13 protein-coding genes are annotated in these 14,306 nt (G+C 67.0%); 11 read left to right on the top strand and 2 right to left on the bottom strand.

Annotated elements, in window-relative coordinates:
* Position 1: 1 nt before the first annotated feature.
* Both ACFPU0_RS16870 and ACFPU0_RS16875 read left to right on the top strand, forming a co-directional pair.
* On the top strand, positions 2-388 hold the full coding sequence (locus tag ACFPU0_RS16870; protein WP_377694387.1) for a nuclear transport factor 2 family protein: 387 nt from the start codon (positions 2-4) through the stop codon (positions 386-388).
* Complete coding sequence (locus ACFPU0_RS16875) at positions 385-843, top strand: nuclear transport factor 2 family protein (RefSeq protein WP_377694388.1); 459 nt, start codon at positions 385-387, stop codon at positions 841-843. Before ACFPU0_RS16870 ends, ACFPU0_RS16875 begins: the two co-directional genes overlap by 4 nt.
* A gap of 144 nt (positions 844-987) precedes the next feature.
* Here ACFPU0_RS16875 and ACFPU0_RS16880 read toward each other — a convergent pair whose 3' ends face one another.
* Positions 988-1,761 (bottom strand): SDR family oxidoreductase, encoded by a 774-nt coding sequence (locus ACFPU0_RS16880; protein ID WP_377694389.1) that lies wholly within the window; start codon positions 1,759-1,761, stop codon positions 988-990.
* Between the two features lie 313 nt (positions 1,762-2,074).
* Here ACFPU0_RS16880 and ACFPU0_RS16885 point away from each other — a divergent pair, with 313 nt between their 5' ends.
* Genes ACFPU0_RS16885 through dmpG form a run of 4 tightly spaced genes read left to right on the top strand, consistent with a single transcriptional unit; the run spans position 2,075 to position 5,663 of the window.
* Positions 2,075-2,902 carry an alpha/beta fold hydrolase gene (locus ACFPU0_RS16885; protein ID WP_377694391.1) on the top strand — a complete coding sequence of 276 codons (828 nt, stop codon included), beginning with the start codon at positions 2,075-2,077 and terminating at the stop codon, positions 2,900-2,902.
* The gene (locus ACFPU0_RS16890) at positions 2,899-3,690 is read left to right on the top strand and encodes a fumarylacetoacetate hydrolase family protein (protein ID WP_377694392.1); all 792 of its coding nucleotides are present in this window, start codon (positions 2,899-2,901) and stop codon (positions 3,688-3,690) included. The genes ACFPU0_RS16885 and ACFPU0_RS16890 overlap by 4 nt, the downstream gene beginning before the upstream one ends.
* 16 nt (positions 3,691-3,706) lie before the next feature.
* Positions 3,707-4,615 (top strand): acetaldehyde dehydrogenase (acetylating), encoded by a 909-nt coding sequence (locus ACFPU0_RS16895; protein WP_377694393.1) that lies wholly within the window; start codon positions 3,707-3,709, stop codon positions 4,613-4,615.
* 13 nt (positions 4,616-4,628) lie between these two features.
* Positions 4,629-5,663 (top strand): 4-hydroxy-2-oxovalerate aldolase, encoded by a 1,035-nt coding sequence (gene dmpG, locus ACFPU0_RS16900; RefSeq protein ID WP_377694394.1) that lies wholly within the window; start codon positions 4,629-4,631, stop codon positions 5,661-5,663.
* Positions 5,664-5,889: 226 nt separating this feature from the next.
* On the opposite strand, the gene ACFPU0_RS16905 is transcribed toward dmpG, so the two are convergent.
* On the bottom strand, positions 5,890-9,369 hold the full coding sequence (locus ACFPU0_RS16905; protein WP_377694395.1) for a NahK/ErcS family hybrid sensor histidine kinase/response regulator: 3,480 nt from the start codon (positions 9,367-9,369) through the stop codon (positions 5,890-5,892).
* A 247-nt stretch (positions 9,370-9,616) separates the two neighbouring features.
* Here ACFPU0_RS16905 and ACFPU0_RS16910 point away from each other — a divergent pair, with 247 nt between their 5' ends.
* The 5 genes from ACFPU0_RS16910 to ACFPU0_RS16930 all read left to right on the top strand — a co-directional run bounded on the left by ACFPU0_RS16910 (position 9,617) and on the right by ACFPU0_RS16930 (position 14,292).
* Positions 9,617-10,186 carry a GNAT family N-acetyltransferase gene (locus tag ACFPU0_RS16910; protein ID WP_377694396.1) on the top strand — a complete coding sequence of 190 codons (570 nt, stop codon included), beginning with the start codon at positions 9,617-9,619 and terminating at the stop codon, positions 10,184-10,186.
* Positions 10,187-10,189: 3 nt separating this feature from the next.
* Complete coding sequence (locus ACFPU0_RS16915; RefSeq protein ID WP_377694397.1) at positions 10,190-11,032, top strand: AraC family transcriptional regulator; 843 nt, start codon at positions 10,190-10,192, stop codon at positions 11,030-11,032.
* Positions 11,033-11,068: 36 nt separating this feature from the next.
* Positions 11,069-11,800 carry an AzlC family ABC transporter permease gene (locus ACFPU0_RS16920; protein ID WP_377694398.1) on the top strand — a complete coding sequence of 244 codons (732 nt, stop codon included), beginning with the start codon at positions 11,069-11,071 and terminating at the stop codon, positions 11,798-11,800.
* Positions 11,782-12,111, top strand: coding sequence for an AzlD domain-containing protein (locus ACFPU0_RS16925; RefSeq protein ID WP_377694399.1), 330 nt, complete (start codon positions 11,782-11,784; stop codon positions 12,109-12,111). Before ACFPU0_RS16920 ends, ACFPU0_RS16925 begins: the two co-directional genes overlap by 19 nt.
* Before the next feature lie 306 nt (positions 12,112-12,417).
* Entirely contained in the window at positions 12,418-14,292 is a 1,875-nt protein-coding gene (locus ACFPU0_RS16930) for an MFS transporter (protein ID WP_377694400.1), read from the top strand.
* Positions 14,293-14,306 lie beyond the last annotated feature (14 nt).

The following is a 14,306-nucleotide window of genomic DNA, read 5'->3' on the forward strand; positions in this document are numbered from 1 at the left end:
GATGATCAGTGAACAGCAGGTGCGGGCGACGCTGGCCCGCTACGTCGAGCTGGTGGGGGCCGTCGATATCGATGGCATCCTCGAACTCTATGCCAAGGACGCGGTGGTCGAGGACCCGGTGGGCAAGCCGCCCTACGTGGGCATCGAGGCCATCGCGCGCTTCTACCGCGAAGGCCTGGGGCGCCTGGACGCCACCGCCCGCCTCGACGGTTCGATCCGCGCCACCCGTGGCTGCGGCGCCGTGCCCTTCTGCGTCGATCTCGACTGGGGCGGCCAGGCCCGCAGCATCGAGGTGATCGACGTGATGGAGTTCGATGCCGAAGGCCGTATCCGCTCCATGAAAGCCTACTGGGGCGAAGCCAACATGATCGCGAGGGAACAGCCATGAACCTGGAACAACGCATTGCCCGCCTCGAAGCCGTCGAGGCCATTCGCTTGCTCAAGCATCGCTACCTCAACGCCTGCGACCTGAAGCAGGTGGAGGCCATTCGCGACTGCTTCGCCCAGGGCGAGATCGCCATCGACTACGGCCCGGTGGGCAGCTTCCGCGACCGCGACAGCTTCGTCGCGCTCTACCAGTCGCTGGCCTGCAACGAGCGGGTGATCGACCTGCACCACGGCGCCAACCCGGAGATCGAGCTGCTCGCCGAGGACGAGGCCGAGGCGCGCTGGGCGCTCTACTACTTCAACCTCGACGCCGAGACCGGTGCCACCCGGCAGCTGGGCGGGGTCTACCAGGATCGCTACCGGCGCATCGACGGGCAGTGGAAGATAGTCGCGACGGCGTTCAGGGCGCATTCGATGGTGGAAGGCAAGGCCCTCTCCCCCGTCCCCTCTCCCTGAAGAGGAGAGGGGTGACTCGCGCCTGAAAATTGCCAGTACTGTCGGATGTGCCGGAGTCATCTGAACGAATGGCTTGATCACTGCACGGATAAGCTCCCCTCTCCCTTCAGGGAGAGGGGTTGGGGGAGAGGGTAGCGCCCCCGCTCAATTCACCCCCGCCGCCTTCAGGAACGCCGGCTTCTCCCCACCCCCATGCACGCAGATATCCACCCCGCTGACGTACCCCGCCATCGGTGACGCCAGGTACAGGCAGGCATCGCCTATATCGCCGGGGCTGGCCATGCGTTGCAGGGGAATGCTGGCGGCCACCCGTGCCACGCCTTCGGCGTCGCCGTAGTGCATCTCGGCCTGTTCGGTGAGGATCAACCCCGCCGTTACCGCGTTCACCCGCACCCTGGGTGCCCATTCCACCGCCAGGGAGCGGGTCAGGTTGAGCAGCCCGGCCTTGGCCGCGCCATAGGCGGCGGTGCCGGGGGAGGGGCGGACGGCGCTGACGCTGCAGATATTGATGATGACGCCGCCTTCGGCCTGCTCCTGCATCACCCGGTTGGCCAGCTGGCAGAGGTTGAGCGGGGCCAGCAGGTTGAGGCGGATGATGGATTCGGAGAAGCGCGGCGAGGCCGTGGCGGCGTCGGCATGGGGGGCGCCGCCGGCATTGTTGACCAGCACATCCAGGTGCCCGAAGCGCTCGACCACGGCATCCACCAGGCCCTGCAGCTGGTCGAAGTCGCGCACGTCGCAGGGCAGGAAGAGCGCCTCGCGGCCAGCGTGAGCCGGCAGGCTGTCCGGCGCGTTGCGACCGCAGATCACCACCGTTGCGTCGCGCTCCAGGAAGCGCTGGCTGATGCCGCGTCCCACACCCTTGCCGCCGCCCGTTACCAGCACCACCTTGCCGCTGAAATCCATCGCATCACCCATGGCTGCCTCATTCGTCGATTGTCGATGGGAAGAGGCTAGGGATTGCACGTCGACTCGCCCACGTCCGAGAGGACTAGCCAGGCGGTATCCGCAGCGGCGAATTCATTCTGTAGGGGCGAATTCATTCGCCAAGGGCGGCGCAGCTGCCCCCTGGGGACTGACAGGGCAGACCTTCGGCTTGCTTGGCGAATGAATTCGCCCCTACAAGATTGCCGCCCCTGAAGTCCCGCGACGGCTGCTAGTCTTCTCGGACGATGTTGCCCGTCCGGCCCGCCCGAATAATCCCGGCAAACAACAAGCCGAGGAGAGTCCCATGGACGCGCTACCGCAAGGGCGATTCGTCACGCTGCCGGATGGCCTGCGCCTGCACTATCTGGAAGCCGGAGAGGGCGAACCGGTGATCTTCATCCATGGCAGCGGGCCGGGGGCCAGTGGCCACAGCAACTTCAAGCAGAATTACCCGGTGTTCGCCAAGTACGGCTACCGCGCCATAGTCCCGGACCTGCCGGGCTACGGCCGTTCCGACAAGCCGGAAACCACCTACAGCCTGGACTTCTTCGTCGATGCCCTGAGTGGTCTGCTGGACGCCCTGGACATCCAGCGCTGCGTGCTGGTGGGCAACTCCCTGGGCGGCGCGATCGCCATCAAGATGGCCCTGGATGCGCCCAGTCGCGTCAGCCGCCTGGTGCTGATGGCCCCCGGCGGGCTGATGGAGAAGGAGCAGTACTACCTGCAGATGGAGGGCATCCAGAAGATGGGGGCGGCCTTCGCCAACGGCGAGCTGAACGACGCCGACGGCATGCGCCGGCTGCTGGGCCTGCAACTCTTCGACCCCAGCCTGATCAGCATTGATACCGTCAACGAGCGGGTGGCCGTGGTGCAGCAGCAGCCGCGTTGCGTGCTCAGCACCATGCAGGTGCCGAACATGGCATCGCGCCTGTCCGAGCTGTCCTGCCCGATCCTCGGCTTCTGGGGCATGAACGACAAGTTCTGCCCGTCCTCCGGCGCCCAGACCATGCTGGAGGCCTGCCGCAACATCCGCTTCGTGATGCTCAGCGAATGCGGCCACTGGGTGATGGTGGAGCACCGCGCGCTGTTCAACCGCACCTGCCTGGATTTCCTCGCGGAGGGCCGGCCATGAGCGAAGTGTTGCAACGCCAGCATGGCGAAGCGCTGTACCAGGCGCTGCTCCATGGCCGCACGCTGGAGCCGCTCACTGCGCGCTGGCCGGAAATCACCATCGAGGACGCCTACCGCATTTCCCTCTACAGCATCGAGCGCCGCGTGGCGGCGGGCGACGCCATAGTCGGCAAGAAGATCGGCGTCACCTCCGAAGCCGTGCAGCGCATGCTCAACGTGCACCAGCCGGACTTCGGCTTCATCACCCGCGACATGTGGTTCGACGACGGCGCGGAGATTTCCCTCTCCGCCAACCGCCTGATCCAGCCCCGCGCCGAGGGCGAGATCGCCTTCAAGCTCAAGCACGACCTGGTGGGCCCTGGCGTTACCGAGCAGGACGTGCTGGACGCCACCGAGTGCGTGATGCCCTGCTTCGAGATCGTCGACTCGCGCATCCATGACTGGAAGATCCGTATCCAGGACACAGTCGCCGACAACGCCTCCTGCGGGGTCTTCGTGATCGGCCGCGAGCCGCGCGACCCGCGCGAGCTGGACCTGCCCAACCTGCGCATGCAGGTGTTCAAGAACGGCGAAAAGATCAGCGAGGGGCTGGGTTCGGCGGTGCAGGGCAACCCGCTCACCGCGGTGGCCTGGCTGGCCAACACCCTGGGTGCCTTCGGCATTCCGTTCAAGGCCGGGGAAATCATCCTCTCCGGCTCGCTGGTTCCGCTGGAACCGGCCCGCGCCGGCGACGAATTCTCACTGACCATAGACGGCCTGGGCAGCGCCCGGGTGTCCTTCTGCGCCTGACTCCGGGGGAGTGGAGATGAGCAAGAAACTCAAAGCGGCCATCATCGGGCCGGGCAATATCGGCACCGACCTGCTGATCAAGATGCGGCGTTCCGAATGGATCGAACCGGTGTGGATGGTGGGCGTCGACCCGACCTCCGAGGGCCTCAAGCGCGCCGCCGAATTCGGCCTGAAGACCACGGCCGAAGGCGTGGACGGCCTGCTGCCCCACGTGCTGGACGACGACATCCGCATCGCCTTCGACGCCACTTCGGCCTATGTGCATGCGGAGAACAGCCGCAAGCTCAACGAGCTGGGCGTGATCATGATCGACCTCACCCCGGCGGCCATCGGCCCCTACTGCGTGCCGCCGGTGAACCTCAAGGAGCACGCGGCGAAGCTGGCGCTGAACGTCAACATGGTCACCTGCGGCGGCCAGGCCACCATCCCCATGGTGGCGGCGGTGTCCCGCGTGCAGCCGGTGGAATACGGCGAGATCGTCGCCACCGTGTCGTCCCGCTCGGTGGGCCCGGGCACCCGGCAGAACATCGACGAGTTCACCCGCACCACCGCCGGCGCCGTGGAGAAGATCGGCGGCGCCAAGCGCGGCAAGGCGATCATCGTGATCAACCCGGCCGAGCCGCCGCTGATGATGCGCGACACCATCCACTGCCTCACCGAAGGCGAGCCGGACCAGGCGGAAATCCGCGCTTCGGTGCTGCACATGGTCAAGGAAGTGCAGCGCTACGTGCCGGGCTACAAGCTGATCAACGGCCCGGTGTTCGACGGCCGCAAGGTGTCGATCTTCATCGAGGTCGAAGGCCTGGGCGACTTCCTGCCCAAGTCCGCCGGCAACCTGGACATCATGACCGCCGCCGGCCTGCGCACCGCCGAGATGTTCTCCGAAGAAGCCCACAAGGGCGCCCTGCAACTGCCCGCCCGTTGAGTGGAGAAACAGCATGAATCTGCAAGGTAAGAGCGTCCGCCTGCACGATATGAGCCTGCGCGACGGCATGCATGCCAAGCGTCACCAGATCAGCCTGGAGGAGATGGTGGCGGTGGCCACCGGCCTCGACGCCGCCGGCGTGCCGCTGATCGAGATCACCCACGGCGACGGCCTGGGCGGCAGCTCGTTGAACTACGGCTTCCCGGCCCACAGCGACGAGGAATACTTCGACGCGGTGATCCCCAAGCTCAAGCAGGCCAAGGTTTCCGCCCTGCTGCTGCCGGGCATCGGTACCGTCGACCACCTGAAGATGGCCCACGACTGCGGCGTGTCCACCATCCGCGTCGCCACCCATTGCACCGAGGCCGACGTGTCCGGCCAGCACATCGGCATGGCGGCGAAGATGGGCCTGGACACCGTGGGCTTCCTGATGATGGCGCACATGGTCAGCGCCGAGAAACTGCTGGAGCAGGCCAGGCTCATGCAGAGCTACGGCGCCAACTGCATCTACTGCACCGACTCGGCCGGCTACATGCTGCCCGATGAGGTGACCGAGAAGATCGGCGCGCTGCGCGCCGGGCTGGATGCCAATGTCGAGGTGGGCTTCCACGGCCACCACAACATGGGCATGGCGATTGCCAACTCCCTGGCCGCCATCGAGGCGGGTGCCGCGCGCATCGACGGCTCGGTGGCGGGCCTTGGCGCCGGCGCCGGCAACACCCCGCTGGAGGTGTTCGTCGCGGTGCTGGCGCGCATGGGCGTGGAGACCGGCATCGACCTCTACAAGATCATGGACGTGGCCGAGGACCTGGTGGTGCCGATGATGGACCAGCCGATCCGCGTCGACCGCGACGCCCTGACCCTGGGCTACGCGGGTGTCTACAGCTCCTTCCTGCTGTTCGCCAAGCGCGCCGAGCAGAAGTACGGCATCCAGGCCCGCGAACTCCTGGTGGAACTGGGCCGCCGCGGCACCGTTGGCGGTCAGGAAGACATGATCGAAGACCTGGCCCTGACCCTGTCGCGCCAGCGCGGGGTGTTGCCGACCTGAGATCGGGCCCGGCGCACCCACGTAGGGTGCGCCGCGCGCGTCCCCACCGGAGTCCGTAGCCCGGATGGAATCCGGGAGCGGCGGTGGGGTTCTCCCCCGGATTGCATCCGGGCTACCTATTGGCACGGCCGGCCTTTGTAGGATGGGTTGAGGTACGAAACCCATGCGGGCCGTGGTTGATGGGTTTCGCTTCGCTCAACCACATCCTGCGAGCTCCCTGCGAGCCTCAGCGCAGGTTCACATGCCGGCTGATCAAGGCCCGCAGGGCGGCCGGCTTGACCGGCTTGGCCAGGTAATCCAGGCCGGCGGCGTGGACTTCGGCCACCAGTTCGGCGCGGGCGTCGGCGCTGATCACCACCCCGGGCAGCGGCTGGCCCAGGCGGGTGCGTAGCCAGGCCATGAGTTCGGTACCGGTTTCCCCTTCATCCAGGTGGTAGTCCACCAGGGCCAGTTGTGGCCGCACCTCCTCGGCCAGCAGGTGTTCGCACTCCAGGCGGTTGCGCGCGGTCCACACCTGGCAGCCCCAGCGCGACAGCAGGCTGTGCATGCCGGTGAGGATGCTGTCCTCGTTGTCGATGCAGAGCACCTGGGTGCCGTTGAGCGCCTGGCCGCTGGTCTCGGCCTGCTTCTGCAGCACGGGTGAAGGTTGCTGCACGCGGGCCAGTGGCACGGTGACACTGAACACGCTGCCCTTGCCCGGCCAGGAACGCACTTCCAGCTTGTGCCCGAGCACCCGGCAGAGGCCGTCGGCGATCGCCAGGCCCAGGCCCAGGCCCTTTTCGGCACGGGTCTGGTGGCTGTCCAGGCGCTTGAATTCCTCGAAGATCACCTTGCGCTTGTCTTCCGGGATGCCCGGGCCACGGTCCCAGACTTCCAGGCGCAGGCTGTCGCCGTCGCGGCGTACCCCCAGCACCACGCGGCCCCTGGCGTAGCGGAAGGCATTGGTGAGGAAGTTCTGCAGCACCCGGCGCAGCAGCTTCATGTCGCTCTCCACCCGCAGCTTGCTGCCGTGCAGGCTGAAGTCCATGTCCTGTTCCTGGGCCAGCACCTTGAACTCGGCACCCAGGGTGTCGAACAGCGACGCCAGGGGAAAGGCGGTGCGGTCGGGGGTGACGCGGCCGCTTTCCAGGCGCGAGATATCCAGCAGGTCGGTGATCAGGTCCTCGGCCGAACGCAGCGAGCTGTCCAGGTGGTTGACCAGTTCGCGGGCCTCGCGGGGCAGGGCGTCCTGCTGATGGCCGAGGGCGGCGGAGAACAGCCGCGCGGCATTCAAGGGCTGCATCAGGTCGTGGCTGACGGCGGCCAGGAAGCGGGTCTTGGACTGGTTCGCCGACTCCGCGGTGCCCTTGGCCTCGATCAGTGCCTGGTTGAGCTGGGACAGTTCCTGGGTGCGCTCGACGACCCGTTGTTCCAGGCCTTCGTTGGCGTCCTTGAGGTCCCGCTCGGCCTGGCGGTACGCGGTGATGTCGGTGAAGCTCATGACGAAGCCGCCGCCGGGCATGGGGTTGCCGATCAGCTCGATGACCCGGCCGTTGGGAAACAGCCGTTCGGAGGTATGCGGCCTGCCCTGGCGCATCCAGAACAGCCGGCGGGCGACATGGGACTCCACTTCGCCCGGGCCGCAGAGTCCCCGCTCGGCGTTGTAGCGGATGATGTCGGCGATGGGGCGGCCGACGCTGATCAGCCCATCGGGATAGTCGAACAGCTCCAGGTAGCGACGGTTCCAGGCCACCAGGCGCAGGGACTGGTCCACGACGCTGATGCCCTGGGTGATGTTCTCGATGGCGCCCTGCAGCAGGGCGCGGTTGAACTGCAGCACCTCGGACGCCTCGTCGGCGATGCGCACCACGTCCTCGACCTGCATCTCGCGGCCTTCGATGGCCGCCTTCACCACCGCCCGCGCCGAGGAGGCGCCGAGCACGCCGGCCAGCAGGCGTTCGGTATGGGTGATCCAGTCCTGGTTGGCGTTCTGCGTCGGGTTGAAGCCGATGCCCAGTCGCTGGGCGAAGCGGATGAAGCTTTGCCGCGCGCGTTCCTCGCCGACGAAGCGCGAAGCCAGCATCAGCAGGTCATCCACCTGCACCGCCAGCAGCGAGCGCGAACTGGTGCGCGCGGAAACCTGCTGGCCGATGAAGCGGCTGGCCTGCCAGTGCTCGGAAACGCGGGTGCGGGAGAACACCGAGACCCAGGCGAAGAGGATCCAGTTGCCGGCGAGCGACAGCACCACGCCCTGGGTCAGGGGTTCGATGGGCAGGTCCAGGGGGTTGTTCACCAGCCAGGCCAGGCCGGGGAAATTATCCAGCGGCCAGCCGAGGCCCCGGGCCACCACCGGCAGCACCAGGGTGTAGGCCCAGAGGGCGGCGCCGGCGGCCAGGCCGGCGAACACGCCGCGGCGGTTGGCCTGTTTCCAGAACAGCGCGCCGATCATCGCCGGCCCCAGCTGGGCGATGGCGGCGAAGGCGATCTGGCCGATGGTCGCCAGGCTCGCGGTGGAGCCCAGCAGGCGGTAGCTGACGTAGCCGAGCAGGATGATGACGACGATGCTCACCCGGCGCACCGAGAGCATCCAGTGGCGGAATGCCTCGAAGGGCCGTTCGGCGTTCTGCCGGCGTAGCAGCCAGGGCAGCAGCATGTCGTTGGAGACCATGGTGGAAAGCGCCACGGCTTCCACGATCACCATGCCGGTGGCGGCCGAAGCGCCACCGATGAAGGCCAGCAGGGCCAGCGCCGGGTGCGCCTCGGCCAGCGGCAGGCTGATGACGAAGGAGTCGGGTATCACGCCGCTGGGCAACAGCATCTGTCCGGCCAGGGCGATGGGCACGACGAAGAGCGCGGCCAGGGCCAGGTAGATGGGGAAGACCCAGCGCGCCTGGCGCACATCCCTGGGCTCGATGTTTTCCACCACCGTGACGTGGAACTGCCTTGGCAGGCAGATGATGGCGAGCATGGCGACGCCGGTCTGGACCAGCACCGAGGACCAGTCCGGGGATTGCGACCAGTAGTGCTCCAGTTGCGGCGCGGCCAGGGCGCGGGCGAACAGGTCGTCGAAGCCGTCGAACAGGCCGTAGGTGACGTAGGCGCCCACGGCGAGGAAGGCCAGCAGCTTGACCAGGGATTCGAAGGCGATGGCCAGCACCATCCCGCGGTGGTGCTCGGTGGCATCCAGGTTGCGGGTACCGAAGAGGATGGTGAACAGGGCCAGCACCAGGGACACGATCAGGGCCGTATCCTGGGCACGGGTGCCGGAGGACTCCGCGCCCGAGCCGATCAGCAGGTTCACCCCGAGGACGATGCCCTTGAGCTGCAGGGCTATGTAAGGCAGCACGCTGACCAGGCAGATCAGCGCCACCACCACCGCCAGGGACTGGGACTTGCCGTAGCGTGCGGCGATGAAGTCGGCGATGGAGGTGATGTTTTCCTGCTTGCTGATCAGCACCATCTTCTGCACCACCCAGGGCGCCACCAGCAGCAGCAGGATCGGGCCCAGATAGATCGGCAGGAAGTTCCAGATCTGCCCGGCGGCCTGGCCGACCGCGCCGAAGAAGGTCCAGCTGGTGCAGTAGACCGCCAGGGACAGGCTGTAGACCCAGGCGCGCATGCGTGGTGACAGCGGTGTGCTGCGGCGGTCGCCATAGAAGGCTATGGCGAAGAGGATGGCCATATAAAGGAAGGCGACCGTGGCGATCAGCCCGCTGGACAACGACATTGCAACTCCGGGTAGCGTGGTGGCGGGTCAGGCCCGTCGGATTCGGCTTTCAGCAGTTTCGCACCAAAGTCGGCACTTCGTCAGGCGGCTGCGACCAAGGTCGCAGCCGCACTTGAGCCGCTGCAGCGGGGCTGTTAGCGTGCAGGAGCCCGCCTCGCTCCATTCGTCTTGCGCGGGCTCCTGCACGGCACTTCCGCTTTTCGCGACGTCCCCATCCGCAGGGTTGTTTCGCCTGAGGAGGGCGCAGATGTTCAATCCACAACCGGTCACCCTGCAGCGCGGCGCCTTGCGCCTCGAGCCGCTGGCGGAGGCCGATATCCCGGCGCTGGTGACCCTGGCCGAGGCGAATCGCAACGCCCTGGTCTACATGAACGGCCCGCTGCGCCCCGACTGGTACCGCCAGGGCCTGGCCGCCCAACGGCAAGAGCAGGCGGTGGTCTTCGCCATCCGCCTGGCCGACAGCCTGGTGGGCACCACGCGTTTCGCCGACTTCATGCCCAGCCTGCCGGCTGCCGAGATCGGCTGGACCTGGCTGGCCAGCGGCGAGCATGGCAGCGGCCTGAACGCTTCGATCAAGTACCTGATGCTGCGCCACGCCTTCGAGGAGTGGCGACTGGTGCGCGTGCAACTGAAGACCGCCGCCAGCAACCTGCGCTCCCAGCGTGCCATCGAGAAGCTCGGCGCCCAGCGCGAGGGCGTGCTGCGCAACCATCGGCGCCTGGCCGATGGCCGGCTCGACGACAGCGTGCTCTACAGCATCACCGACCGCGACTGGCCGGAAGTGAAGCAACGTCTGGAGGCGCTGTTCAGCGCATAGGCCGTGGGCGAGCTCCGGGAGAACGCGCATTTCTGGCAGGCAGGCCACCTGGGCGGCCTGGAACTGCTGGCTGCGCGCTATATCGAGCACCGCTTCGCCCCCCATGTGCATGACGGCTACGCCATCGCCGTGATCGAGGCCGGCGCCGAGCGCTACCGCTATCGCGGTGTGGATCATCTGGCACCGGCCGGCAGCCTGGCGCTGATCAACCCGGACGAAGTGCACACCGGTTCCAAGGGCGACGACCAGGGCTGGCGCTACCGGGTGTTCTACCCCGAGGCCACGCAGGTCCGCTCCGTGCTCGAGGAGTTGGAGCTGCCGGTCGCCGGCCTGCCGGCCCTGCGCGGCAGCGTGCACCGGGACGCCGACCTGGTCCAGGGCTTTCTCGGCCTGCACCGCCTGCTGGAAGGCCAGGCCAGCGCACTGGAGCAGCAGACCGCCTGGCGTGAAGCCCTGCTGGCGCTGTTTCGCCGCCATGCCCAATTGCCCGACCCCGGCACGCCCGGCCGTGAGCCCCTGGCGGTGTCGCGGGCCAAGGATGCGCTGCGCGAGCAACTGGCCGAGCCGCCGTCCCTGGAAGAACTGGCGGCGCTGGTGGGGCTCTCGCCTTTCCATTTCGCCCGTACCTTCCGTCGTGCCACCGGCATGCCGCCCCATGCCTGGCTCAAGCAGCAGCGCCTGGACCAGGCCCGGGCCCTGCTCAAGGCCGGCTGCGCACCGGCCGGCGTGGCGGCGCAGCTGGGTTTCGCCGACCAGAGCCATCTGACCCGGCAATTCAAGCAGGCCTACGGCGTGGGGCCCGGCGAATACCGCAACGCCTGCGCAAGATCGTTCAAGACCCACTGATAGCCGCGCGCTAGCCTTGCGGGACAAGGAGGCCCCATGTCCCGTTCTACAGAGTTCATTCACGGCGCCCGCGACATAGTCCCGATGATCGTCGGCGCCATTCCCTTCGGCATCATCTTCGGCACCCTGGCCGGCGGCGCGGGGCTGTCCGCCTGGCAGACCCTGGGCATGTCGCTGCTGGTGTTCGCCGGCTCGTCGCAGTTCATCGCCATCACCCTGCTCGGCGGTGGCGCCGGGGCGGCGGTGGTGCTGCTGACCACCTTCGTGGTCAACCTGCGCCATGCCCTCTACAGCGCCACCCTGCAGCCCTTCGTGCGCCACCTGCCGACCCGCTGGCGGATGCCGCTGGCCTTCTGGCTGACCGACGAAGCCTTCGCCGTGGTCCAGCACCGCTATGCGGGAAAGGACGACTCGCCCTACAAGCACTGGTACTTCCTCGGCGGCGCGCTCGCCATGTACCTGAACTGGCAGCTGTGCACCCTGGTCGGCGTGCTCTTCGGCCAGGCGGTGCCCAACCTGGCGGCCTGGGGGCTGGACTTCGCCATGCTCGCCACCTTCATCGGCATAGTCGTCCCCATGCTGCGCGACAAGCCGCAGGTGGCCGCCGCGCTGGTGGCCGGCGCCGTGGCCCTGGCCTGCCAGGGGCTGCCCTACAAGCTGGGCCTGATGGCGGCGGCCCTCAGTGGAATCGCCGTGGGCGTCGTGCTTGAGCGGCGTTATCGCCTCGATCTGATGGGGGAGGGCATCTCGTGCAAACCTGGCTCCTGATCCTCGGCATGGCGGCCATCACCTTCGCCATCCGCTACAGCCTGTTCGCCTGGCCGAACCTGAGCTTTCCGCCGGTGGTGCGCCAGGGGTTGCACTACGTGCCGACCGCCGTGCTCACCGCCATCGTGGTGCCGGGCATGCTGATGCCCGACGGCCAGCACTTCGACCTGGCCCTGGACAACGCCTACCTGCTGGCCGGGCTCGGCGCCATCCTGATAGCCGCCCTGAGCCGCCACCTGCTGGCGACCATCCTCGGCGGCCTGGTGCTGTTCTTCCTGTTGCGCTGGGCGCTGGGGCAGCTGCCGATCTGAACGGGAGATTCCCTATCAATCGGCGCGTAGGGTGGAAATCCCTTCGGGGATTTCCACCATCGGTGTCTTGCAATGCCACGCTGGTGGATAGAAAAGCGCTATCCACCCTGCACGGCTGACGTGGCATCGCCCTGTGGGCCAATTTATTCGCGAGCAGAGCTCGCTCCTACGAATCATCTCTGCGCAATGGCGCAAACATCTTTCCGGCGAATGTGGCTTTCGGCCAGTGTCCTGCTGTCCAATCAGCGACGTGCGACTCTGCTCGCACGGGGCTATCCCACTGCCAACCACCAGGTACCAAGGAAGATGAGCCAACACTCGCAATTCGCCCTGCTGGGCACGCGGCGCTTCCTGCCGTTCTTCGTGACCCAGCTGCTCGGCGCCTTCAATGACAACATCTTCAAGCAGTCGCTGATCCTCGCCATCCTCTACAAGCTCGCCATTTCCGGTGACAAGAGCGTCTTCACCAACCTCTGCGCACTGTTGTTCATCCTGCCGTTCTTCCTGTTTTCCGCCCTGGGCGGTCAGTTCGGCGAGAAGTTCGCCAAGGACGCCCTGATCCGCGCCATCAAGCTGGCCGAAGTGGCCATCATGGCGGTGGGCGCCCTGGGTTTCTTCTTCGACAGCCTGCCGCTGCTGTTCCTGGCGCTGTTCGCCATGGGCACCCATTCGGCGCTGTTCGGCCCGGTGAAGTACTCGATCCTGCCCCAGGTGCTGCGCGAGGATGAGCTGGTGGGGGGCAACGCCCTGGTGGAAATGGGCACCTTCCTGGCCATCCTCGCCGGCACCATCAGCGCGGGCATCATGATGTCCGTGGAGCGCTACGAGCCGGTGGTGGCCTGCGCCATCGTCCTCACCGCCGGCCTGGGCTACCTGGCCAGCCGCGGCATTCCCCGCGCGGCGGCGGCGCTGCCGGAGCTGAATCTGGACTGGAACATCTTCCGCCAGTCCTGGCGGATCATGCGCCTGGGGCTGGGCCAGCGGCCATCGGTGTCGCGCTCGCTGGTGGGCAACTCCTGGTTCTGGTTCCTCGGTGCGGTCTACCTGACCCAGATCCCGGCCTATTCCAAGGAGCTGCTGCACGGCGACGAGAGTGTGGTGACGCTGATCCTCACCGTGTTCTCGGTGGGCATCGCCCTGGGTTCGATGCTCTGCGAGCGGTTGTCCGGCGGCAAGGTGGAAATCGGCCTGGTGCCCTTCGGTTCCATCGGCCTGACGCTGTTCGGCCTGCTGCTCTGGTGGCATTCGGGCGAGTTCCCGCAAGGCGCTGTGCCCCATGACTGGCTGGCCTTGCTGGGGCATGGCCAGGCCTGGCTGATCCTCGCCGATATCCTCGGCATCGGCCTGTTCGGCGGCTTCTACATTGTGCCGCTCTATGCCCTGATCCAGGCACGCACGGCGGAGAACGAGCGGGCCCGGGTGATCGCCGCGAACAACATCCTCAATGCGCTGTTCATGGTGGTGTCGGCCATTGTCTCGATCGTCTTCCTCAGCGTCGCCGGCCTGTCGATTCCCGAGCTGTTCCTGGTGGTGTCGCTGATGAACATCGCGGTGAACAGCTACATCTTCAAGATCGTGCCCGAGTTCAGCATGCGCTTCCTGGTCTGGCTGCTGGGCCATTCCATGTACCGGGTGGAGCACAAGGGCCTGGAGGCGATTCCCGAGGAAGGGCCGGCGGTGCTGGTGTGCAACCACGTGTCCTTCGTCGACGCGCTGCTGATCGGGGGCGCTGTGCGGCGGCCGGTGCGCTTCGTCATGTACTACAAGATCTACCAGCTGCCGGTGCTGAACTTCATCTTCCGCACCGCCGGGACCGTGCCCATCGCAGCGCGCCATGAGGACCTGCTGGTCTATGACGCCGCGTTCAAGCGGATCGCCGAGTACCTGAGGAATGGCGAGGTGGTGTGCATCTTCCCCGAGGGCAAGCTGACCTCCGACGGCGAGCTGAACGAGTTCAAGGGCGGTATCGAGCGTATCCTCGAGGAGAACCCGGTGCCGGTGATCCCCATGGCGCTGCAGGGGCTCTGGGGCAGCTTTTTCAGCCGCGACCCGGCCAAGGGGTTGTTCCGTCGCTTCTGGTCGCGCATCCGCCTGGTGGCAGGTTCGCCCCTGTCGCCGGAAGCGGCCGACCGCCAGAGCCTGCAGTTGCAGGTGGCCGAGTTGCGCGGCGACGCTCGCTGAAACGGACAAGCCGC

This window comes from Pseudomonas sp. GCM10022186, from assembly GCF_042656385.1.
Lineage (GTDB): Bacteria > Pseudomonadota > Gammaproteobacteria > Pseudomonadales > Pseudomonadaceae > Metapseudomonas.

Bases quoted from the DNA above. Each gene is read 5' to 3' on its own strand.
- ACFPU0_RS16870 (WP_377694387.1), top strand. From the start codon at position 2: ATGATCAGTGAACAGCAGGTGCGGGCGACGCTGGCCCGCTACGTCGAG.
- ACFPU0_RS16875 (WP_377694388.1), top strand. From the start codon at position 385: ATGAACCTGGAACAACGCATTGCCCGCCTCGAAGCCGTCGAGGCCATT.
- ACFPU0_RS16880 (WP_377694389.1), bottom strand. From the start codon at position 1,761: ATGGGTGATGCGATGGATTTCAGCGGCAAGGTGGTGCTGGTAACGGGC.
- ACFPU0_RS16885 (WP_377694391.1), top strand. From the start codon at position 2,075: ATGGACGCGCTACCGCAAGGGCGATTCGTCACGCTGCCGGATGGCCTG.
- ACFPU0_RS16890 (WP_377694392.1), top strand. From the start codon at position 2,899: ATGAGCGAAGTGTTGCAACGCCAGCATGGCGAAGCGCTGTACCAGGCG.
- ACFPU0_RS16895 (WP_377694393.1), top strand. From the start codon at position 3,707: ATGAGCAAGAAACTCAAAGCGGCCATCATCGGGCCGGGCAATATCGGC.
- dmpG (WP_377694394.1), top strand. From the start codon at position 4,629: ATGAATCTGCAAGGTAAGAGCGTCCGCCTGCACGATATGAGCCTGCGC.
- ACFPU0_RS16905 (WP_377694395.1), bottom strand. From the start codon at position 9,369: ATGTCGTTGTCCAGCGGGCTGATCGCCACGGTCGCCTTCCTTTATATG.
- ACFPU0_RS16910 (WP_377694396.1), top strand. From the start codon at position 9,617: ATGTTCAATCCACAACCGGTCACCCTGCAGCGCGGCGCCTTGCGCCTC.
- ACFPU0_RS16920 (WP_377694398.1), top strand. From the start codon at position 11,069: ATGTCCCGTTCTACAGAGTTCATTCACGGCGCCCGCGACATAGTCCCG.
- ACFPU0_RS16930 (WP_377694400.1), top strand. From the start codon at position 12,418: ATGAGCCAACACTCGCAATTCGCCCTGCTGGGCACGCGGCGCTTCCTG.